15 protein-coding genes are annotated in these 20,758 nt (G+C 51.3%); 9 read left to right on the top strand and 6 right to left on the bottom strand.

Going from position 1 to position 20,758, the window contains the following annotated elements; genetic code table 11:
• Positions 1 to 141: 141 nt before the first annotated feature.
• Positions 142 to 1,530 carry a DUF1501 domain-containing protein gene (locus Pan161_RS17965; protein ID WP_145229431.1) on the bottom strand — a complete coding sequence of 463 codons (1,389 nt, stop codon included), beginning with the start codon at positions 1,528 to 1,530 and terminating at the stop codon, positions 142 to 144.
• 167 nt (positions 1,531 to 1,697) lie between these two features.
• Positions 1,698 to 2,339 (bottom strand): hypothetical protein, encoded by a 642-nt coding sequence (locus tag Pan161_RS17960; protein WP_145229429.1) that lies wholly within the window; start codon positions 2,337 to 2,339, stop codon positions 1,698 to 1,700.
• A gap of 284 nt (positions 2,340 to 2,623) precedes the next feature.
• Here Pan161_RS17960 and argH point away from each other — a divergent pair, with 284 nt between their 5' ends.
• The 5 genes from argH (at position 2,624) to bioA (ending at position 8,875) form a co-directional block, all read left to right on the top strand.
• Entirely contained in the window at positions 2,624 to 4,003 is a 1,380-nt protein-coding gene (gene argH / locus Pan161_RS17955) for an argininosuccinate lyase (protein ID WP_145229426.1), read from the top strand.
• A 59-nt stretch (positions 4,004 to 4,062) separates the two neighbouring features.
• Positions 4,063 to 4,866 carry a tRNA pseudouridine(38-40) synthase TruA gene (gene truA / locus Pan161_RS17950; protein WP_145229424.1) on the top strand — a complete coding sequence of 268 codons (804 nt, stop codon included), beginning with the start codon at positions 4,063 to 4,065 and terminating at the stop codon, positions 4,864 to 4,866.
• Between the two features lie 138 nt (positions 4,867 to 5,004).
• Entirely contained in the window at positions 5,005 to 6,180 is a 1,176-nt protein-coding gene (locus tag Pan161_RS17945) for a hypothetical protein (protein ID WP_145229422.1), read from the top strand.
• Between the two features lie 233 nt (positions 6,181 to 6,413).
• Positions 6,414 to 7,406, top strand: coding sequence for a malate dehydrogenase (locus Pan161_RS17940; protein WP_145229420.1), 993 nt, complete (start codon positions 6,414 to 6,416; stop codon positions 7,404 to 7,406).
• Between the two features lie 101 nt (positions 7,407 to 7,507).
• The gene (gene bioA / locus Pan161_RS17935) at positions 7,508 to 8,875 is read left to right on the top strand and encodes an adenosylmethionine--8-amino-7-oxononanoate transaminase (RefSeq protein ID WP_145229419.1); all 1,368 of its coding nucleotides are present in this window, start codon (positions 7,508 to 7,510) and stop codon (positions 8,873 to 8,875) included.
• 13 nt (positions 8,876 to 8,888) lie between these two features.
• Here the strand turns inward: bioA and Pan161_RS17930 are convergent, their stop codons facing one another.
• The 4 genes from Pan161_RS17930 to aceE form a co-directional block, all read right to left on the bottom strand.
• Complete coding sequence (locus Pan161_RS17930; protein ID WP_145229417.1) at positions 8,889 to 9,971, bottom strand: hypothetical protein; 1,083 nt, start codon at positions 9,969 to 9,971, stop codon at positions 8,889 to 8,891.
• A 79-nt stretch (positions 9,972 to 10,050) separates the two neighbouring features.
• The gene (gene lpdA / locus Pan161_RS17925; RefSeq protein ID WP_145229415.1) at positions 10,051 to 11,478 is read right to left on the bottom strand and encodes a dihydrolipoyl dehydrogenase; all 1,428 of its coding nucleotides are present in this window, start codon (positions 11,476 to 11,478) and stop codon (positions 10,051 to 10,053) included.
• Between the two features lie 47 nt (positions 11,479 to 11,525).
• The gene (locus tag Pan161_RS17920) at positions 11,526 to 12,875 is read right to left on the bottom strand and encodes a 2-oxo acid dehydrogenase subunit E2 (protein WP_145229413.1); all 1,350 of its coding nucleotides are present in this window, start codon (positions 12,873 to 12,875) and stop codon (positions 11,526 to 11,528) included.
• Positions 12,876 to 12,930: 55 nt separating this feature from the next.
• Positions 12,931 to 15,624, bottom strand: a complete 2,694-nt coding sequence (gene aceE, locus Pan161_RS17915; RefSeq protein WP_145229411.1) for a pyruvate dehydrogenase (acetyl-transferring), homodimeric type — start codon at positions 15,622 to 15,624, stop codon at positions 12,931 to 12,933.
• Between the two features lie 671 nt (positions 15,625 to 16,295).
• Between aceE and Pan161_RS17910 the strand changes: the two genes are divergently transcribed.
• The 4 genes from Pan161_RS17910 to Pan161_RS17895 all read left to right on the top strand — a co-directional run bounded on the left by Pan161_RS17910 (position 16,296) and on the right by Pan161_RS17895 (position 20,579).
• Positions 16,296 to 17,345, top strand: a complete 1,050-nt coding sequence (locus tag Pan161_RS17910) for a sigma-70 family RNA polymerase sigma factor (protein WP_145229409.1) — start codon at positions 16,296 to 16,298, stop codon at positions 17,343 to 17,345.
• Between the two features lie 116 nt (positions 17,346 to 17,461).
• A complete protein-coding gene (locus Pan161_RS17905) occupies positions 17,462 to 18,520 on the top strand; it encodes a pseudouridine synthase (protein WP_145229407.1) in 1,059 nt (352 codons plus the stop codon).
• The gene (locus Pan161_RS17900; protein WP_145229405.1) at positions 18,517 to 19,389 is read left to right on the top strand and encodes a dihydroorotate dehydrogenase electron transfer subunit; all 873 of its coding nucleotides are present in this window, start codon (positions 18,517 to 18,519) and stop codon (positions 19,387 to 19,389) included. The genes Pan161_RS17905 and Pan161_RS17900 overlap by 4 nt, the downstream gene beginning before the upstream one ends.
• A 176-nt stretch (positions 19,390 to 19,565) precedes the next feature.
• Positions 19,566 to 20,579 carry a hypothetical protein gene (locus Pan161_RS17895; protein WP_145229404.1) on the top strand — a complete coding sequence of 338 codons (1,014 nt, stop codon included), beginning with the start codon at positions 19,566 to 19,568 and terminating at the stop codon, positions 20,577 to 20,579.
• Positions 20,580 to 20,758: the final 179 nt, after the last annotated feature.

The following is a 20,758-nucleotide window of genomic DNA, read 5'->3' as shown; positions in this document are numbered from 1 at the left end:
GATCAGTCGCGATTAGAAAACCTGTGTGCAGGTTGAAAACTGAAAACTAGCAGGAGCGAACTGCGGATGCAATCCCTTGGAAATGATCGAGTTGAGTTTTCTGGAACTCAATGGAAATACGATGGTGTAGCTTACATGATCTTAAAACAATCCCTCGATAATTTCTCCGTTTGCAATAGGAGTGGGACGGGGCAGGCGGGGGAAGTAGGTTTGATGTGAATTGATGCCCAGGGCATGGTAAATTGAAGTAGCAAAGTCTTCGGGCCGCCAGGGGCGGGTGCTGGGAAGGCTGCCTTTGCGGTCGGTGGCACCAATGACAACCCCCCGTTGAACAGGGCCCCCGGCCATCAGTACACTGCCTGCATTCGGGTAGTGATCACGTCCCGCAGTCGCATTGATTTTGGGAGTGCGACCGAATTCTCCCATCGCGATGACGAGGGTGGTGTCCAACAGGCCACGATCATCAAGGTCATCAAGTAATGCAGACAGAGACATGTCCAATTGAGGCAGATTGCCGGGGCCGGTATAGCTGTGCCACCTTTTGTTCTCAGGCATTCCGGCCGGGCGACTGGCGAAAGACATCATGGAGTCGAACAGCCAGCCATGATTATCCCAGGTGCCGTTTGTCTTTGCACTGCCAAACAGTCCCCCCTGTACAGCCTGGTTGATTGTTACAAATCGCGCGCCGGCTTCGATCAGCCTGCGGGCCAGCAAAACACGGCGACCATACAGGTTGTCGCCGTACCTTTCGCGCGTGTTGACCGGCTCTTCATTCAGATTCACTGCTTTCTGCATTGCACCACTGGTCAGCATGGCAATCGCTTCATCAGTGAACTTATCGACCGATTCCAGTTGCGAATTTTTTACATCCTGCAGACGACTCAAGTTTTCCAGCTGATCCAACATCGAAAGCCGATTTTCGAATCGTGTTCGTGAAAGATTCAATCCCCCCAGTTCCATCTCTGGTTTTTGCGGATCACCTTTCAGGTCGAAAGCGGAGAAAGCAGTACCCAGATAGCCGGGAGGGTCAGTGTAGCGCGCGGCAACTGGTATGCCGAGGTGAGGAGGAACTCCGGGCACACGACTACCGTATAATGCTGAGACGAGGCAACCAAAGTTAGGGAAATACTGTTTGCCTACCGGAGCGAAACCACTGGCGACATGTTGGGAACCGGTACTGTGTGAACCACTCTTGCCTTGCCAGGAGCGAATGAGTGCCACTTTATCCATGCGGGTTGCCAGCAGAGGGAGTTTTTCACATATCTGTGTGCCAGGCACATTTGTGCTCGTCGGCCTCCAGGGGCCTCGGATTTCCACTGGTGCATTGGGTTTGGGATCGAACGTTTCAAAATGGCTCGGGCCTCCTGCCAGGAAAATGAAGATGCAGGAGAGGTCAGGTTTGTCTGGACCGGCTGACGCTTGCAGAACCTGTGGCAGGTTTAAGCCGAAGAGTCCGACACCGACCTGTAATGCCTGACGTCGATTCAGCAGATGAGGTGCGCACATCCCGTGATTAAATACTTCAGTCATCCGTTCGGCCCGTCTTCAATAAGTGGAAGATGATCGGAGAGATTGAGCAGATGATTTTACCGGATCTGGTTAGCACAGGCTAGGCAAATCCCCCAAAGAGAGGGGCTTAGATCGGTTTTGAGCAGGAAGTGTGTGGCAGATTGCAATCGATGGATGGCAACTGAAGATCAAGGTAGAGAAGGAAACATCGATGTCCATGCCAGAGCGGTGTAAAAGTCCTGCAGACCGGCGAACTGATATCCAAAGGGAATGATCCGTGGATTATACATGCGATCATAATTTCCAAACCCACGGAACTGCAGAGAGCCGAAACGGAAGGAGGGTCGGTAACCGTTGTAGTAGAATGTGTTTCCCTGATAAGGCGATCCGAACCAGTTGGAGCGGATGAGATCACCGTACATGTAATTGGCAGGGGAACCTTGCAGGCGTGCGAATGTAGAGTTCTGATACCAGGGCATTGATCGCAGATAATAGCTGCGATTGATGGGGGTCTGACGTGCGGTGCAGTTTTCACAGACCGCTGTGGATTGGACATCCGGGATCTCGCGCGGCGCGATGATAATCAGGTCTTTTGAATCGGGCTTTTTATCGGCTGGTTGCAGGCTTTGCATCAGCGGGAAGCGGGTTTCCCGTGTGGCATATGAATTTACTCCTGGTGCTGGCGAAATCTGAACAATCCACTGAGGAGTTGTTTCAGTGGTTGTGGTTTCCGAGTGGGAATCCGGTTTCTGTGCTTCAATGGCGGCCTGAGCATGAGAACTTCCCAGCAGACAGGCAACGGTGGTCAGGAGTGGTAGCAGATTTTTCATGGCAGTGACTTCAAGCTTCAAATCTTGGTCTTAATAAATGTTTTGATGCGTGGCAAAAAAGGAACGCTCTGAATTCCATCGTAGAGGGGGAAAGAGACCATTTACCAACAAAAATCCAGATTACCCGGCCAAAAAGCATAAATTATCGCTGCATTTTCACTCCGGGCTGGCAGGCGGCTTGATGGATGGCGGCCTGCTGATTAATCTCCTGTTCAGGGACTGTTGTCTTCGATAACAGTGATCTGAGTTCAACTTTCAAAATCAACATGCAGTGGAGAAACACCGTGGCCGCAAAAGCCTGGGGAGGACGATTTCAACAGCAGACCGATGCCCGCGTGGAAGCGTTTACGGAATCGATCAGTTTTGACAGCCGACTGGCGGCGGTGGATATTCAGGGTTCACAGGCGCATGCCCGCATGCTGGCCAAAGTCGGACTGATCAGCGATGACGAATGCACGCAGATTGTCGAGACGCTGACCCAGATCGGCAAGGAAATTGAAGCAGGAAACTTCGAGTTTCGGTTCGAACTGGAAGACATCCATATGCATATTGAAAGCGCGCTGATCGAACGGGTCGGCGATGTGGGCCGCAAGCTGCATACTGCGCGGAGCCGCAATGATCAGGTTTCGACTGATCTGAAGCTCTACACACGCGAGGCGATTCAGCGAGTGGACGGACTGCTCAAGGATCTGCAGACTGCGTTTGTCGAGCGCTGCGAGCGAGACCAGGATCTTGTACTGCCTGGCTTCACACATCTGCAGCGGGCGCAACCAGTGAAGGCCGCCCATTACTGGCTGGCTTACTGTGAGAAATTCGACCGCGACCGACAGCGTCTGGCAGACTGCCTGAAGCGGGTGAATGTCTCCCCCCTGGGAGGAGCCGCGTTGGCGGGAACGTCGTTACCCATTGATCGGCATTATACGGCGGAACTGTTGGAGTTCACCGACGTGGCCCGTAACAGCCTGGATATTTCCAGCGACCGGGATTACCTGGCGGAGTTCTGTTTCTGTATGGCGATGATTGCGACGCATCTCAGTAACTGGGCGGAAGAATGGATTGCCTGGTTCTCGACGGAATTCGGGTTCATTAAACTGCCTGATGCGTTTACTACGGGTTCGTCGATTATGCCTCAAAAGCGGAACCCGGATGTGCTGGAGTTGATACGCGGCAAGTCGGCCCGACCGATCTCCGATGTGCAGCAGATTCTGGTGCTGCTCAAAGGTCTGCCGATGGCTTACAATCGTGACATGCAGGAAGACAAGCTGGCGCTGTTTGATGCCTACGATACGGTAGCCGCCTGTCTGGAACTGGCGGCGGCAATGGTGGAAGGGGCAGAGCTGCAACAGGAAACGATCGCAAATAAGCTGGAAGACGGATTTCTCGACGCGACTGCGCTGATGGAGTACCTGATCAAAAAGGGAACGCCGATGCGGACCGGACATGGCATCGTGGGGAAACTGGTTTCGCTGTGTGAATCGCGGTCCATTCGTCTAGTGGATTTGTCTCTGGAAGAACTGCAGCAGGCCTGTCTGCAGATTGAGCAGGATATCTATCAGGTCCTGGGGGCACGAAATGCGATGGCAGCGCTCTGTAGTTTTGGTTCGGGGGGAGAAGCACCAGTGCAAGAACAGACACAGTACTGGAAAGAGAAGCTGGGTTTGTAAGGAGAATTTTCCGGCAATCTCAATTTCTGTCTGTGTTGAACTCTGCTGATTGATCGTTCATGAGAAATATCAAACTGACATTAGCTTATGACGGATCGGACTACGCGGGGTGGCAGGTGCAACCCAATGGGCCGTCAGTCCAGGCTTGTGTGCAAAAGGCAATTGAACAGCTGACGCAGCAGTGCAGTCCCGTGCTGGTCGCAGGTCGCACGGATGCCGGTGTGCACGCTTTAGGGCAGGTCGCCAGTTTTCAGACGGACTCTAAAATCCCCTGTAAAAATCTGCAAACAGGGCTGCAGCGATTTCTGCCAGACAGTATTTGTGTACGAGAAGCCCGGGAAGTATCTGCAGACTTCCATGCTACCTATTCGGCCATCCAGAAACGGTATCGGTATGTGATTCATAATTCCGCGGTTTCCTATCCGTTTCTGAAAAAATATGTGAGCGAATTCGGCCGTCCGCTGGACTCTGACCGCATGCATGTCGCTGGGCAAGAGTTACTGGGAAAACATGATTTTCGCTGTTTTGAATCACATTTTCCCAACAAGGCAACCAGTATTCGGACGATTAAAGAACTGACGGTGCAGCGGACCGGGGTTTGGCCAATCTGGGGAGCACTGGAGCAGTCCGCTCCAGCCTCGGAGAGTTCTACTTCTATGGATTTTATTACCGTTGATATCGTAGCAGACGGATTTTTATACAATATGGTGCGCGCGATTGTGGGGACGCTGCTGGAAGTAGGCGTCGGTCGCTGGACCCTAAGCGATGTACAGAAAGTTCTGGCAGGAATGGACCGTTCACAGGCGGGGCCGACTGCGCCGGCGTGTGGTTTGTATCTGGTTCAGGTTGACTATCCGGAATGAATTCTGCAAATTAAGTTTGATCCAATGCGGCAAAAATTACGTTTACTGTAAGTCGAGTGTACTTAAGGGACCGGGAGTAATTCCATTCGGATTCAGAGAGATTGAAGGGCTCGTGACCTTCAATCCGGAAAGTGAAAGATGAGTCAACAACCACCGCCTTTACCTCCGCATGATGCCGATGAGCCGATCTTTCTGGAAGACTCATTTGATCGAGGGGGCGAACGGATTGACGATGAAAATGGTCGCATTTTTCCCTGTGAAAGCTGTGGCGCCGATCTGGTCTTCAACATTAAAACACAGAAGCTCCGCTGTGGACATTGTGGATATCAAAAAGAGATCGGTATCGACCCGAACCGGGAAATAGAAGAGCAGGACATCCACGCCATGCTGTCACACCTGCGAGAACTACGAGAGCACCCGGATCAGGAAGGTGATGAGCGGGAACAGGAAGTGCGCTGCGAGAGTTGTGGTGCCACGCTGCTGTTTGTGGATTCAGTCACCAGTTCCGAGTGCCCGTACTGTGCGTCTCCCATTCAACTGGAGCATGCGCATACGTCTGAGAAGCGGGTCCCCGTAGATGCGGTGTTGCCATTTCTGATTGAGGAGCCTGTCGCGCGGCAGCAGTTAAAAGCCTGGGTTAAGTCGCTGTGGTTTGCGCCGAATGAGTTTGTGGAGAAGGGAGTCGAAGGAAAATTTCACGGCGTTTATATGCCTTATTTCACTTACGATTCGATGACCAGTACCCGCTATTCCGGGCAGCGGGGTGAGTATTATTATGTCACCGTGGGGAGCGGGAAGAATCGTCGCCAGGAAAGACGCACACGGTGGTATCCTGCTTCGGGTGCCTTTCAACGTTTCTTCGATGATGTGATCATTCTGGCTTCACACGGCTTGCCTCGCCAGTTGATACGGGAACTGGAACCGTTTCCATTGCATCTGATGGTTCCGTTTAAGCATGCTTATCTAGCGGGCTTTACTGCGCGAACTTATGAGATCGAACTGGATGACGGGTTCGTGCTGGGAAAAGAGCGGATCGATGCAGCCCTCTATTCCGAAGTCTGCAGCCGGATCGGCGGCGATACCCAGCGGGTTGATTCGGTCGAGAGTCATTACGATGCAATTACCTACAAGCACCTGCTGTTGCCTTTATGGCTGATGAGCTACAAATATAAGGATACGCTGTATCAAGTCGCCGTGAACGCAGCGACCGGCGAAGTGAATGGGGAGCGTCCTTACAGCTGGGTGAAAATCATGTTTGCATCACTGGCCGCGGCTGTAGTAGCTATTGGTGGAACCGTACTGTTCAATCAGTGATGACCATGTTGTCTGCTTGAGTGAGATTTGCCGGAATCTCTGGATTTATTCAAGTTTCTGACCTGTAATCACGGGCAATGCGCAGTAGTCTCCAGAAATTAGAAACAGATGCCTCACAGCGGTTGCCGATCTGTCTGCAGGGAGGTAAAAAAACGTAAGATTCCGCATTAATCCTGACCTGTGTTCAGGGACAGGTACACTGGTAATATTCAATGTTAAGGAGTGCTTTAGAGATGACTCATCCGATTCGAGTTGCGGTAACCGGGGCAGCTGGCCAGATTGGCTATGCTATGCTGTTCCGTCTGGCTTCCGGGGAAATATTTGGCCCTGATCAGCCCGTCATTCTGCATCTTGTGGAAATCCCTCCGATGCTGTCAGCGTTGGATGGGGTTGAGATGGAACTTGAAGACTGCGCCTTCCCAACTCTGGCAGGTGTCGTCAAAGCAGACAGCGACCATCTGGAAGACGCATTTGCGGATTGTAACTTTGTCGTATGTGTCGGAAGTATTCCCCGTAAAGCCGGCATGGAACGTGGTGACCTGATCCGGATTAACGGCCCGATTTTCACCAGCACCGGAAAAGCAATTGAAGCGGCTGCCGCTGACGATGTGCGGGTTCTGGTCGTCGGTAATCCCTGTAACACCAACTGCCTGATCGCAATGAGCAATGCTCCCAAAGTTCCCCGCGATCGCTGGTACGCCATGACCCGTCTCGATCAGAATCGTGCCATGACACAGATCGCCAAGAAGGCAGGGCAGCCTGTTTCTGCAGTCAAGAACATGAACATCTGGGGAAATCACTCAGCCACCCAGTTCCCTGATTTTTATCATGCAACAATCCACGGCAATCCAGTTCCTGAAATCATTGAAGATCATGACTGGTTACGTGGCGAATTCATCGAAACCGTGCAGAAACGTGGTGCCGCCGTCATTCAGGCACGTGGTGCTTCCAGCGCCGCCTCGGCAGCGAATGCCGCCTTGGGTACGATTAAGAGTATTATCACACCGACTCCGCTGGGTGAAAGCTTCTCAGCTGCTGTCTGCAGCGATGGCAGTTACGGAGTTGATGAAGGCTTGATCTGTGGTTACCCACTGACCAGTGATGGCACTACCTGGAAAATCGTCGAAGGTCAGGAGCATGACGATTTTGCTCAGGCCAAGTTTGAAGCGACTTTACAGGAACTGCGGGATGAACGCGATGTCGTTCGCGACCTGCTGCCTGGTTAGTCCCATTTCAAGTTTTGAAGTATCAGTGAAAGAGTCACGCTCCATCGACGTGGCTCTTTCTGTTTTTAATTACTGCGCACGAATCAGAACCGAGTAGAACAATGCAGCCTGACGAGTTACGTAACATCGATAATGATCATGTCTGGCATCCCTTTACCCAGATGCAGGGGCATCGTGCTGAGAATGTTCCGATCATCGAATCGGGCGATGGCTTCTTTCTGATCGATACCGAGGGGCGTTCGTATCTGGATGGCGTTTCCTCGCTATGGTGCAATGTCCATGGTCACCGTGTACCTGAACTGGATCAGGCGATCCGCGATCAACTGGACCGAATCGCGCATTCGACGCTACTCGGGCTGGCGAGTGTACCCTCGATTGAACTGGCGGATGAACTGGTGAAACGGACGCCCGCTGACTTGACCAAAGTCTTTTATTCGGACAGCGGTTCGACAGCAGTGGAAATCGCGTTGAAAATGGCGTTTCAATATCACTCACAGAAGACACCTGTTGAATCGCAGCCCCGCGATCTGTTTGCGTGTATGCAGCACGCGTATCACGGCGATACGATCGGTTCGGTCAGTGTCGGCGGGATTTCGATTTTTCATCAGATCTTCGGCAAGCTGCTGTTTGAATCGGTCCAGATTCCATGTCCTACTACCTATCATCGCCCAGAGGGATACACTGAAGAGAGTTACCTTGAATTCTGCTTTGCTGAACTGGAGCGATTACTTGCAGAGCATCATCAGCGGCTGGCAGCGTTTGTAATTGAACCGCTGGTACAGGGAGCCGCGGGGATGTTGATGCATCCGCCTGGATATCTGAAACGGGTGCGGGAGCTGACGAGCCAGTATGGAATTCCATTGATTGCCGATGAAGTGGCCGTGGGACTGGGGCGGACCGGGACGATGTTTGCCTGTGAACAGGAAGGGGTCACTCCCGATTTTCTGTGTCTGGCGAAAGGAATTACCGGTGGTTATTTACCGTTAGCAGTGACGATGGCGACCGAAGAAATTGCTGCTGCCTTCGAAGGAGCACATACAGACTATAATGCATTCTATCATGGGCACACTTATACCGGGAACTCCCTCGCGTGTGCTGCGGCTCTGGCCACATTGAAGTTATTCGATGAAAACAGAACGCTGGATCATATCCGTGAGACTTCTGAAGTTCTGGCGAAGCGTCTATCTGAGCTTGAGGATCATCCGCATGTGGGAGAAATTCGTCACAAAGGATTGATGGTGGGGATTGAACTGGTCGCGAATCGCGAAACCAGATCGGCGTTTCCTGCAGAACAACGCATGGGGCATCAGGTGACCCTGGCTGCCAGAAAGAACGGCGTGATTGTGCGTCCGCTGGGTGATGTGATGATTCTCATGCCGGCTCCGGGAATGCCTACTGAGCTGATTGAGCAGCTGTGTGATACGGTGTTTGCCGCAATTGATGAAGCGATTCAGATGCAGGTTGCCTGACCGGATATCTGGTCTATTTCTGCTGGTCAGACTGATCTGAGCCGGGTGGATTTTGTTTCTGCTGACCCATTTGCTTGAGCACATCATTGATGTCCACGGTTTCAATGTCATTCAGACTTTCCATGGACATGTCAGGGCGTTGCATCAGTTTTGCGGTTCGACTGCGGGAAAAATTCTGATCGCTGACCATGAATTTCCAGATCAGGAAGGCCAGCGCAATACTGATGACCAGAAACAGACTGACAATATATTTGACCGCTCCTGAGGAAGAGGGGGCAGTCTGCTTCGTCTGTGGGAACCAGCGGATCTGGCGGGCAATCAGCAGCGGTGCTGTCTGGAGCTTTCCGGCCGCTGATGCATAGCCGTATTTTTTAAAGTAATATCCAGTGATCTGGACCTCAGGCATGTCGCTAAGGTTATCACCCATGGGAATCCCCGGCGGGAGTTGCGTACAAATCACTCGCCAGGGATGCGTGCCGGAATCTTTGGAGAAAAACCAGCCTTCGTAAATGGATTGCACTCCATACTTGTTTTCTTCAACTGGTAGAGCTTTGAGCCGTTTCAGCTGCCCTTTGACTTTCATGAGTGTCCCCCGGTATTTGGGAGATTCTGTCATAACGACGACAAAAGGCGGCGCCGGTTCTGCCGACTGTTCCAGGACATTCTGCGGGATGGCAGCCGCTTTGGCGAGCAGATAATACAGAGCGTTCGCTTCATGAGATTTGATACCCAGGGTACTGTCAGAGACCGGATTCAGAAGTCGCGGATCAATACGCACATCAAATTCACCACTTTCCAGCTGGGAGATGACCTGCTCAGGTACTTTGATTTCAGGCGCTGGCTCTGAACGAAATTCATCCGGATTGAGTTTTGGTTCTTCCCTGACATTGAAGTCTATTTCGCGAGGAGCTTCTTTGGCCTGTTGTCGGGCAGGATCACCTGCAGGGCGTCCCGTGAGCCAGTACCAGTTTTCTTCGCGTGAAGCGTAAAGCATCGCGAGAAAAATGACACCCAGAGCGGCAACCAGTCGAAACAGCCGGATCTGATCACGACGACTAAAGTAAGAAGGGGTCGTTGATCGTTTATGAAATCGCATTCAACAACGCCTTTGATACTGATCCCTGTGTTTAACGAGCCCGGCTCCAGTCTGAATCAACTGCAGGTCGGAACCCCGGTTATTTTCGCTTGGGTTTATACATGTGTGTCGCCTGACCGCTGAAGCTTTCTGCTGCTTCCATTAAGGTCTCAGACAGCGTGGGATGTGCGTGAATACTTTCGGCGACGTCTTCTGCGACGGCTCCCATCTCGACTGCCAGGACGCCTTCGGCAATCAGCTCACCGGCACCCGGTCCGACGATCCCGACACCAAGTACACGTCCGGTTTTTTTATCGAAGATCATTTTAGTCATGCCTTCCGTACGGCCCAGAGTCTGAGCTCGCCCTGAAGCGGCCCAGGGGAAGCGGGTGATTTCTACATCCAGTCCCTGGTCTTTGGCTTCCAGTTCGGTAACTCCACACCAGGCGATTTCCGGATCGGTAAAAACGACCGCTGGAATGGCGATATTATCAAACTCGCCGAATTCACCAGCAATACTTTCGATGGCGACTTTGGCTTCCCGGGTTGCCTTATGTGCCAGCATTGGTTCGCCGGCGATATCACCAATCGCATAGATGTGAGTCTCGGCAGTTCTCTGTTGCGCGTCGTGTTTGATAAAACCGCGTTCGTCGAGTTCCAGTTTTGTGTTTTCGAGGCCGATGCCTTTGTTGTTTGGACGACGACCAATCGAAATCAGCACACGATCAAAGACCTGTTGTGGTTCGACTCCTTCACCGCTCAAGTCGGCAGTGATTCCCTTGTCGGCGGGAGTCAGCTTTTCAACTTTGGTATTCAGGTGAATTGCGGCAAAGCTTTCGGTAAGTCGTTTCTGCAGCGGTCGAACCAGATCGCGGTCGGCACCGGGAAGCAGTCCGCCTGTCATTTCTACCACAGTCACTTCCGAACCCAGAGCGGCATAGACACTACCCATTTCCAGACCAATGTAACCGCCGCCAACAACGAGCAGTTTTTTAGGAATGTCGGCCAGTTCCAGTGCCCCGGTGGAATCCATGATCCGATCATCATCCAGATCGAAGACCGGAGGGACTGCCGGTGAGGAACCGGTGGCCACAATCGCGTATTTGAATTGAATGGTTTCTTTGGTGCCATCCTGTTTTGAGACTTCGACCGAGTTGGCATCCTTGAACCTTCCGAAGCCTTTGAGGATTTCCACATTGCGGGCGCCGGCCAGTTGTCCGATACCGCCGGTCAACTGTGTGACAACCCTGTTTTTGAAATCCCGCAGCTGATCGAGATTGATCTCTGGTTTCTGGAAGGAGATGCCCCATTCGGCGGATTCTTTGGTTTCATTGATCAGTTTTGCAACGTGCAGCAGTGCTTTGGAAGGAATACAACCCCGATTCAGACAGACACCACCGGGGGCAACGTCATCATTGACCATAATGACTTTGTAGCCTTTGTCGGCAGCTTCAAATGCTGCCGGATAACCGCCGGGGCCACCGCCGATGACAACAATATCCGTTTCTCTGGTAGCTGATCCAGACATAATATCGATAAACCTTTAATTGTATTACTTCAATGTAGATAACGATCTCAGCAGTCAACCAGCAGATTGAACGGATCAGAGAGCAAACTGGAAAGACGTACAATGAATCGAGCAGCGTCCGCACCGTTGATGACCCGGTGATCGTAGGACAACGACAAAGGCAGCATCAGGCGGGGAACAGGACTGTCATTCAACAGTTGGAATTCATGTCGCGAGCGTGACATACCAAGGATGGCGACTTCAGGATGATTGACGATTGGCGTAAAGGACGTCCCACCGAGTCCACCCAGGTTGGTGATGGTGAAAGTCCCGCCCTGCATGTCATTCATTTCCAGTCTGCGATCGCGCGCTTTGATAGCCAGTGCATTCATTTCGTTGGCAATGGTGATGATATTTTTCTTGTCAACATCTTTCACGACAGGAACAACCAGTCCATTTTCAGTATCAACGGCGACACCGATGTTGATGTAGTTTTTGAAGACAATTTCATCGGTCTGCGAATCGAAGCTGGAGTTAAAGCTCGGGTATTCGTGCAACGCGATGGCAATCGCTTTCATGGCCAGAGCGGTCATGGTCACCTTGGGCCCCGAATAATTGGGCTTGGAGATGAACAGCTTGCGCGCTGTTTCCAGGTCAGTGATGTCCGCCAGGTCGTGTTGAGTGACATGCGGAATGACCTGCCAGGACAGGCTGAGGTTTTTGGCGGAGACACGCGACAGTTTGTTGAGTTTCTTACGTTCGATTTCTCCAAACTGGGTGAAGTCCGGCAGAGGAGGTACGGCGATACCACCGCCGCCGCTGGAAGGTCCACCATTGGCAATCAGGTTTTTGACGTAATTTTCCACGTCTTCCTGAGTAACGCGACCGCCGGGTTCGGAGCCTGTGACCTGATACAGATCGACGCCCAGTTTACGTGCCAGTTTGCGGGTCGCAGGTCCGGCGGGAACAGGTGCTTTATTACTCGATGAGTCTGTATCCGCTGGTCGCACAGGAGCCGTTGCCGGCTGGGAGGCCGACTTGCTTTCCTGCTTGGGCTTTTTCTTCGATTCTTCCTCGACGGACTGTTCTTTCTGCGCCGTCTCTGGCTCTTCTGCTTCCGGTTCTTCAGCCTTGGTTTCTGCTGATTTTTCTTCTTTGGCAGGAGCGGATGCGTCACCGTTGGATTCATTGATCAACAGTAAAACGGCACCAATCGAAACCGAATCGCCTTCAGAAACTTTGAGCTCTTCAATGGTCCCTGAGTAAGGCGATTCCAGTTGGACCACCGCCTTATCGGTTTCGATGTCCATCAGAACCTGTCCCTGTTCCACTGTATCGCCTACCGCGACAGAGATTTGTCCGACATCCGCTGTCTCGACACCCTCACTCACTTCAGGAAGTTTAAATTCAGTAGCCATAGTTGTGTTCTATCTTCTTTTGGTAATGCTTCAATGAAACCTGTTGTAATGGGATTTAAGCGAGCCGTGGATTCACTTTTTCCGGATCGATTCCCAGTTCCTTGATGATGGCAGGCAGCTTTGATTTATCGAACTGACCTTCTTCGGCTAAAGAGACCAGCGTGGCGACGACTACATTTTCAGCATCAATTTCAAAATGACGTCTGAGTGATTCACGGGTTTCACTGCGACCGAAACCATCGGTTCCCAGTACACAGTAATTTCCGGGGATGTCTTCACGGATCTGGTCTGCAACGAGTTTGATGTTATCACTGGATGCGATGAACGGCCCGGTGACACCTTCAAAGATCGTATCCAGATAGGACTTCTGAGGCTCTGCATCAGGGTGCAGCCGGTTCTCCCGTTCGACGTCTTTGACATTACGGGCCAACTGGTTATAGCTGGTGACACTCCAGACGTCGGTCGCAATGTTAAACTGTTCCGCCAGAATTTCCTGGGCTCGCAGGACTTCACGCAGAATCGGACCACTGCCAAACAGTTGTGGCCGCATCGAGACAGCCGGTTTTTCAACTTCCTGGGCCCGGAATTTATAAATCCCGTTAATGATGCCTTCGACGACGTGATCGCCTTCAGGCATGGGGGCCATTTCGTAGTTTTCATTGTAGACGGAGAGGTAATAGAAGATCTCTTCGCCTTCCTGATACATGCGTCGCAGGCCATCCTGGATGATGACAGCCAACTCATAAGCGTAGGCCGGATCATAGGCGAGCAGGGTTGGGACAGTGGAAGCCATAATGTGACTGTGTCCATCCTGATGCTGCAGACCTTCTCCATTGAGAGTGGTTCTACCAGAGGTTCCGCCCAGCATGAAGCCTTTGGTCCGCGAGTCGGCAGCGGCCCAGACCAGGTCGCCCACACGCTGGAAGCCGAACATGGAATAATAGACGTAGAACGGAATCATGTTGACGCCCTGATTGGAGTAGGCTGTACCTGCCGCGATGAACGAGGAAATCGCTCCTGCTTCATTGATGCCTTCTTCCAGGATCTGACCATCTTTTGCTTCTTTATAGTACATCAACTGATCACGGTCGACCGGCTCATATAACTGTCCCTGGCTGGCGTAGATACCACATTGTTTGAAGAGGCCTTCCATACCGAAGGTACGGGCTTCGTCAGGAATGATGGGGACAATACGTTTGCCGATGACTTTGTCTCTTAACAGGTTGCCCAGCAGGATCCCGAAGGCACCGGTGGTGGAACCTTTTTTCCCTGCCATGCTCGTCAGAAATTTATCGAGCGATTCCAGAGTTGGGGTTTCCAGCCGTTCTTCGGTGGGTGTTCGTTTGGGAAGATAGCCGCCTAGTTCCTCCCGTTTTTTCTGCAGGTACTGCATTTCGGGACTGTTTTCATCCGGCCGATAGAAGGGGGTATCCTTGACGTCTTCATCGCGGATGGGAATCCCGAAGCGAGATCGAAAGTCACGTAGTTCTTCTTCATTGGCTTTTTTCACATTATGTGCGATATTTCGGCCTTCGCCAGCTTCACCCAGGCCGTAGCCTTTGATGGTTTTCGCCAGGATTACGGTGGGGGAACCAGTGTGGTTCACAGCAGAGTTGAAAGCGGCATAGACTTTTTCTGGATCATGACCCCCACGTTTCATACGTTTGAGCTGGTCATCAGACAGGTGCTCTGCCATTTTAGCCAGTTCGGGATTGTCACCGAAGAAGTGCTCGCGGATGTAGGAGCCTGGTTCAACGACATATTTCTGGTACTGTCCGTCAATGACTTCACCCATGCGTTTTACGAGGAGACCATCTTCGTCTTCCGCCAGCAGGGGATCCCAGTCACTTCCCCAGACGACTTTGATACAGTTCCAGCCGGCACCACGGAAGGCGGCTTCCAGTTCCTGAATGATTTTGCCGTTCCCTCGAACGGGTCCATCCAGACGCTGCAGGTTACAGTTGATGACAAAGATCAGGTTGTCCAGGTGTTCGCGAGAAGCGAGCGTAATGGCGCCCAGAGTTTCGGGTTCGTCGGTTTCACCATCGCCGACAAAACACCAGACTTTGGATTTGGAGGTATCCATGATACCGCGGTTATGCAGGTAGCGCAGGAAGCGGGCATGGTAAATGGACATAATCGGGCCCAGACCCATAGAGACAGTCGGGAACTGCCAGAATTCAGGCATTAGCCAGGGGTGCGGGTAGGATGAGAGTCCACCACCGCGGGGCAGTTCCTGCCGGAAACGTTCCAGGTTCTCTTCTGTCAGTCGTCCTTCAACAAAGGCACGCGCGTAAACACCAGGAGAAGCATGTCCCTGAAAGTAGACGACATCGCCTGAGTGGTCTTCCGTGCGGGAATGGAAAAAGTGATTGAATCCCACTTCCCAGAGTGTGGCTGCGGAAGCATAAGTTGAAATGTGTCCGCCGATGCCGTCATGATATTTGTTGGCACGAACGACCATGGCCATCGCATTCCAGCGGATGATACTTTTGATGCGGCGTTCAATCTCACGGTTCCCGGGAAAGGGAGTCTGCTCATCGACGGAAATGGTATTGATGTAAGGTGTGTTGGCTGTGAAAGGCATCGTCACTCCTTGACGATAGGCGCGTTCCTGCAGGATCGCCAGCACATTTTTGACTCTTTCTTTACCGTACCGGATGATAAGGTCATCCAGCGATTCAAACCATTCTTCGAGTTCCGCTGGATCGACTCCAGGCACTGCACCTGTAACTGTCTGTTCTACCATGAGATATGGTTCTTTCAACCTGCTTAAGTATTTTCGATGAGCGTAACTTCTCTTTGATCACTGACAGTAGTCATCCAGGAAGAAATCACGCAGATGAGTTCTCAACAATTCTAGGGATGCACCGTGAGTAAGGGAACTGGCACGGTCCTTTTTTGAGATCGTTCAGCTTCCGGTTCAGCGTTGAGAATGCTGCAACGGATCTCAGTTAGGGAAATGCTAACTAATTTCAGTCTGTTTTGCGAGTCAAAGCAGCAGGTCTAAACTCTTTAATAGACATAGCAAACGGCAAACAGAACTGAGACAGGGTTCGGGAGGGAAATTTTGAGGAAAATGGGACAGGAATTCTGAAATTGTTTCCGGTGAAAACGATCGAGTTCACCCCTTATTTTATTGATCGGCTGTTGTGGAATATGGCGTGAGTCCGTCTGGAAATTCCTGTCGGTGTAATAATAGTCAGTTGTGTTTTGAATGATCAAAATTTACACGCTGAAAATCATAGCTCGAAGTGTCTACAAGTTCTTACCTCGTCTTAAGATCATTAATTATCGGGCAATATTAACAATTCTGCCTGTTAAAATTGTTTTATTGATATAGATTTCCTAGTATGTTCGCAGTGTCTCTGAAAAGAGGACGCGATATGAGCAAGTATAACTTCAGCGAGTTTCTATTTCATGTATAGTGTATCGACGGCTGATTACCTGCAGGCAGATTCATTCTCCCAACTGGGTGAGCGGGCGATTCTTATGGATCAGTCGAAATCCTGTCAGTGTGAGTTGCTGGCTGTCAAAAAAGCAGTTCGTATGAAGAAGGTTTGCGTTTCGCGTGAGTTGCAGAAACGTGCGGAACAGATCTATGCGACTGACATCGAGTATGTCTATAGTGAGCGGTTTGAACACGCTGTAGCCAGTGATGACATTTTGCACCCACTTCAGAAGCTGTGTGCGGATTTAAATCCGGATTCAGACTATGAACTGTCTGAATTTGATTTCCAGCAGGCGCAACTTTATACAGTGCCACTGCTGGAAAAGGAGCAGGAAGTCATCCTGTTTCGGGGGATGAATTATCTCAAATTTCGTGCCGAGACGCTGAAGTCACAGATTGATTTGAAGTCTCCCTGCATCGGTCTGTTGGACCGGATTGAACAGAAACTGAAAGATGCGCGGCGTCTTCGAAATTACATTATTCAAGCCAATCTGCGTCTGGTGGTTTCGATCGCGAAAAATCTGACTGACCGTGCCAACCTGTTCGAGGATCTTGTCAGTGATGGTCATCTACCGCTGATTCGCGCTGTTGAGATTTTTGATGTGGAGCGGGGCAATCGGTTCAGTACCTATGGAACCTGGGCAGTACGTAACTTCCTGTTTCGAACTACAAAAAAAGGGCGAAAGTACCGCAAAACATTTTTGAATGGTGCGGAAACTCTGGCGCTGGGGATGAGTGACAGCCGCTCGACACAGCGTTCTCATGAAGCCTATCACCAGACCATTGATGATGTTCTGCAAAAGGTACTGCAAACCCTGGATGCGCGGGAGCAACTCATTCTGAAGCGTCGCTTCGGCCTTGCAAAATCAGATACGCCGGAAAAATTTCGTGAGATCGCGGAAGACCTGGGGGTGAGCACCGAACGGGTTCGACAGTTGACAATTCGATCACTGCAGAGAATGCGGGAAGCGATTGAGGAACAAAAGCTGGAAATACCGGATATTCCGGAAATCATTTGAGTTCCCTGTAAAGAAACCCTGCAGCATAATTGGTATCGCGCGCACGCTGTGTTATAAGAAACACAGGCGTAAATGCCTTTTCCTTACGTTTTCCTTTTCACCATAGTTGAAATATCATGAGTTCCGATTCCGACCCGCAAACCCAGCCTGAAGAACCATCAGCCAATGACGACAGTCACCTGATCCGTTTGCAGAAGTTTCTGGCCGCCACCGGTCTGGGATCCCGCCGTCATTGCGAAGAATATATCGAAACCGGACGCGTGAGCATAGATGGCGATGTCATCACGGAGTTAGGTGCAAAGGTTGATCCGGAGACACAGGTCATCGAAGTGGATGGCGAGCGGGTTCGGTTGCAGCCGCGTCGGTATTATCTGCTGAATAAACCCTCCGGATTCCTCTGTACGAACAATGATCCTGCCGGCAGGAGACGAGTGGTCGATCTGTTTCCGAATGATGGTCAGCGGCTCTTTACTGTCGGTCGACTGGATGAAAACAGCGAAGGGCTGATTCTGGTAACCAATGATGGTGAACTGGCCCAGCGGCTGGCGCATCCCAGGTATCGTGTTACCCGCACGTACCATGTGCAGGTGGTAGGGAATCCGCCACGCGAAAAACTGGACGAGCTGCGGAAAGGGGTTCGTTTTAAGGAAGGCATATTTCGCGTCACAGGGCTCAAGTATCTCAAAAAACAGGGCAAGAGCGCATTTCTTGAATTAACGCTGCATGAAGGGCAGAATCGAGAGATTCGTCGCATGATGGCGCGTATCGGTCACAAGGTGATTCAACTGGTCCGGATCCGCTTTGGTCCACTGAATCTGGGAAAACTCAAATCAGGGGAATTCCGACGTTTAAGTGACACAGAGCTGAAAAAAGTGCGACAATTGATGAATGAAAAACATTCCCCGGACATCCGTCACCGGAAGGGGAAGAAAAACGCTGCACCTGCGAAGGCCCGGCCACCTCGCAAAGCTGTGGGTAAGAGGTCGGGTGAGCGAGGGGCAGCCGCAGGCAAAAATGTTTCAGAGAGAGTCACAGGCGGTAAAAAGGCTGGTGGAAAGCGGTCTGTCACCACGGGGCGGAAGTCAGGAGCAGACTCTTCGAAATCAAAAACATCAGGACGTAGAATCATCGGCGATGTTTCCGCCAAAGGGACACGTCAAGGAAAGCGAAAATGACAGAGTCTTCACAATTCAGTAATTGTGCAACTCCCCAGTATCTTTCTGCCCGTGTGGTCGAGCAGGAACGCATGGCGCAGGACACTTATCGATTGCGTCTCGCATGTCCCGAGGTGGCTCAAGTCATTTTACCCGGCCAGTTTTTCATGGTACGGGAACCGGAAGTGAATGACCCTCTACTGGGACGTCCTTTCGCGTTGTATGATACCTGTCTGGATGAAAATGGAACGCCGAGTGGCCTTGATTTTGGCTATGTCGTGGTGGGAAAACTGACGTCCCGGATGACACACTGGCAACCTGGGGATCGCGTCGAGATCTGGGGGCCTCTGGGAAATGGGTTTCCACATCCGGGCAGCGGTTCACTGGTCATGGTCGCGGGCGGAATCGGGCAGACACCATTTCTGGCTACGGCGCGGCAAGCATTGGGGCTGCGGAAATACGGTCAACCCCAGCAAATACTACCTGTGCTGCCGGATCATGTGAGCCTGTTATATGGCGCGCGATCAAAAGACTATCTGGCTGGTCTGGACGATTTTCAACTGGAGGGACTGGATGTCGCAGTGGCAACCGATGATGGGTCGTACGGACATCAGGGCTTTGTGACCGAGTTGTTACAGCAGCGAATTGAAAGTGAGACGCCGCCGACAACCATTTTCTGTTGTGGTCCGGAACCAATGATGGAAGCGGTCAGCAAGATTGCTTTGCAGGCGGGAATTTCCTGCTGGCTGTCTCTGGAGACTCCCATGGCTTGTGGCTTTGGTGCCTGTTTCAGTTGCGTGGCGAAAGTCCGTATCAGTGATGATGAGTGGGATTATCGGCGCACCTGTGTCGAAGGTCCTGTTTTCAACGCGGAAACGCTGATCTTTTAATCCCGTTCCATAAGATTTCCGGCTTAGAACCTGTGGCTGATGTGGGGCTGGGGTATTCTGTGAGCCAGGATGTACCAGAGAGGCATAACTTCCTTTAAAGGCAGCGGTTGCAGCGAGCTCATATTGACAATTCCCATTCAAAACCTCTATAGTCCTGCCAGCAGACAGGCCCGATAATGAGTGTGAAGCATGATCAACACAATCTGATTGACACCGAACCTTTTGCCGAATTGACGCAAAGACAGGCAGGGTCCGCATCGAGCGACAGCGTGGATCAACAGGCAGAGAGTGCTCTTCAACAGCTGATCCCTTCCGGGTTTAAAGTCCTGTTTATCAGTGAAAAACGACCGGTGTGGGTAGGGCTGGCATTACGACTGGATGCGATTGGCTGCAGTGAACCCCGCTTTGAATGGGTTTCTACAGCTGAGGAAGCGTTAACACAACTGCGAAATGACAGCTATGACTGTTTGTTGATCGAGGTTGATGCCGTACTGAAACAGTCGCGATTGGAACTTTTGAACGCTATTCGAATCAGCGGTTGCCATGAACCTGTCGTGCTGTTGCTGTCCGTTCCCGATGATCAGGTCACGCTGGCTGCCTGTGAAAACCAGGCGGAAATACTCGTTTCTTCAACATTGTGGGAGTCTCCCGCACTGTTAAGTGTCATGCGTCGTGCTTTACTGATTCAACAACTCAGCGAAGAAAACCATCAACTGCAGGTAGAAAAACATCGGCGTCTGATTCGAGAACGGGATGAAGCGGAACGTCTACTGAATCAGCAGCGCTCGATGGTGGAAGAACTACAGTCCCTGGTGTATCCAGATGCATTCTGTGAACCGCAGTCTGATTCAGCACAAGCAGTCACATCCGATCTCCGCGAATCCGATCGTCCGGCCGAACTCCCACAGATTCCGTTTGAAGTTCGGGATTATTATCACGAACTATTACGTACTTATGTGATCATGGGAGCGGGAAGCCTGAAGGATGAAATTGTGCAGATCGCGGAATTACTGGCGGCCGCCGACTTAACTCCACCACAGGTTCTTGAATTCCATCTGCAATGCGTCGAGTTGATTATCAAAGGCCTGGGGAATCGCAGTTCCCGACATGTGATGAGTCGAGCCGATCTGCTGGCGCTGGAGATGATGGTACATCTGGGAGAATGTTATCAGAAAAAACAGGGCGATTAGCTCTTGTTCAGCATTGCATCCGTCTGTTCTGAATCATTAAATCGAATTTAACCGATCGAGAAATGAGTGATTTTACAGGGGGGCATGTTTTATTAAGTGTATATTAATAAATAGCTTAAGGTGTCTCCTTCTTATTTGTGGAACGCTGTCAAAAAGTACTATAAATCATTTCTTTAACA

This window comes from Gimesia algae (assembly GCF_007746795.1).
Classification (GTDB): domain Bacteria; phylum Planctomycetota; class Planctomycetia; order Planctomycetales; family Planctomycetaceae; genus Gimesia; species Gimesia algae.
This window is presented reverse-complemented; position numbering and strand designations above follow the sequence as displayed.

Bases quoted from the DNA above. Each gene is read 5' to 3' on its own strand.
- Pan161_RS17965 (WP_145229431.1), bottom strand. From the start codon at position 1,530: ATGACTGAAGTATTTAATCACGGGATGTGCGCACCTCATCTGCTGAAT.
- Pan161_RS17960 (WP_145229429.1), bottom strand. From the start codon at position 2,339: ATGAAAAATCTGCTACCACTCCTGACCACCGTTGCCTGTCTGCTGGGA.
- truA (WP_145229424.1), top strand. From the start codon at position 4,063: ATGAGAAATATCAAACTGACATTAGCTTATGACGGATCGGACTACGCG.
- Pan161_RS17945 (WP_145229422.1), top strand. From the start codon at position 5,005: ATGAGTCAACAACCACCGCCTTTACCTCCGCATGATGCCGATGAGCCG.
- Pan161_RS17940 (WP_145229420.1), top strand. From the start codon at position 6,414: ATGACTCATCCGATTCGAGTTGCGGTAACCGGGGCAGCTGGCCAGATT.
- bioA (WP_145229419.1), top strand. From the start codon at position 7,508: ATGCAGCCTGACGAGTTACGTAACATCGATAATGATCATGTCTGGCAT.
- Pan161_RS17930 (WP_145229417.1), bottom strand. From the start codon at position 9,971: ATGCGATTTCATAAACGATCAACGACCCCTTCTTACTTTAGTCGTCGT.
- lpdA (WP_145229415.1), bottom strand. From the start codon at position 11,478: ATGTCTGGATCAGCTACCAGAGAAACGGATATTGTTGTCATCGGCGGT.
- Pan161_RS17920 (WP_145229413.1), bottom strand. From the start codon at position 12,875: ATGGCTACTGAATTTAAACTTCCTGAAGTGAGTGAGGGTGTCGAGACA.
- aceE (WP_145229411.1), bottom strand. From the start codon at position 15,624: ATGGTAGAACAGACAGTTACAGGTGCAGTGCCTGGAGTCGATCCAGCG.
- Pan161_RS17910 (WP_145229409.1), top strand. From the start codon at position 16,296: ATGTATAGTGTATCGACGGCTGATTACCTGCAGGCAGATTCATTCTCC.
- Pan161_RS17905 (WP_145229407.1), top strand. From the start codon at position 17,462: ATGAGTTCCGATTCCGACCCGCAAACCCAGCCTGAAGAACCATCAGCC.
- Pan161_RS17900 (WP_145229405.1), top strand. From the start codon at position 18,517: ATGACAGAGTCTTCACAATTCAGTAATTGTGCAACTCCCCAGTATCTT.
- Pan161_RS17895 (WP_145229404.1), top strand. From the start codon at position 19,566: ATGAGTGTGAAGCATGATCAACACAATCTGATTGACACCGAACCTTTT.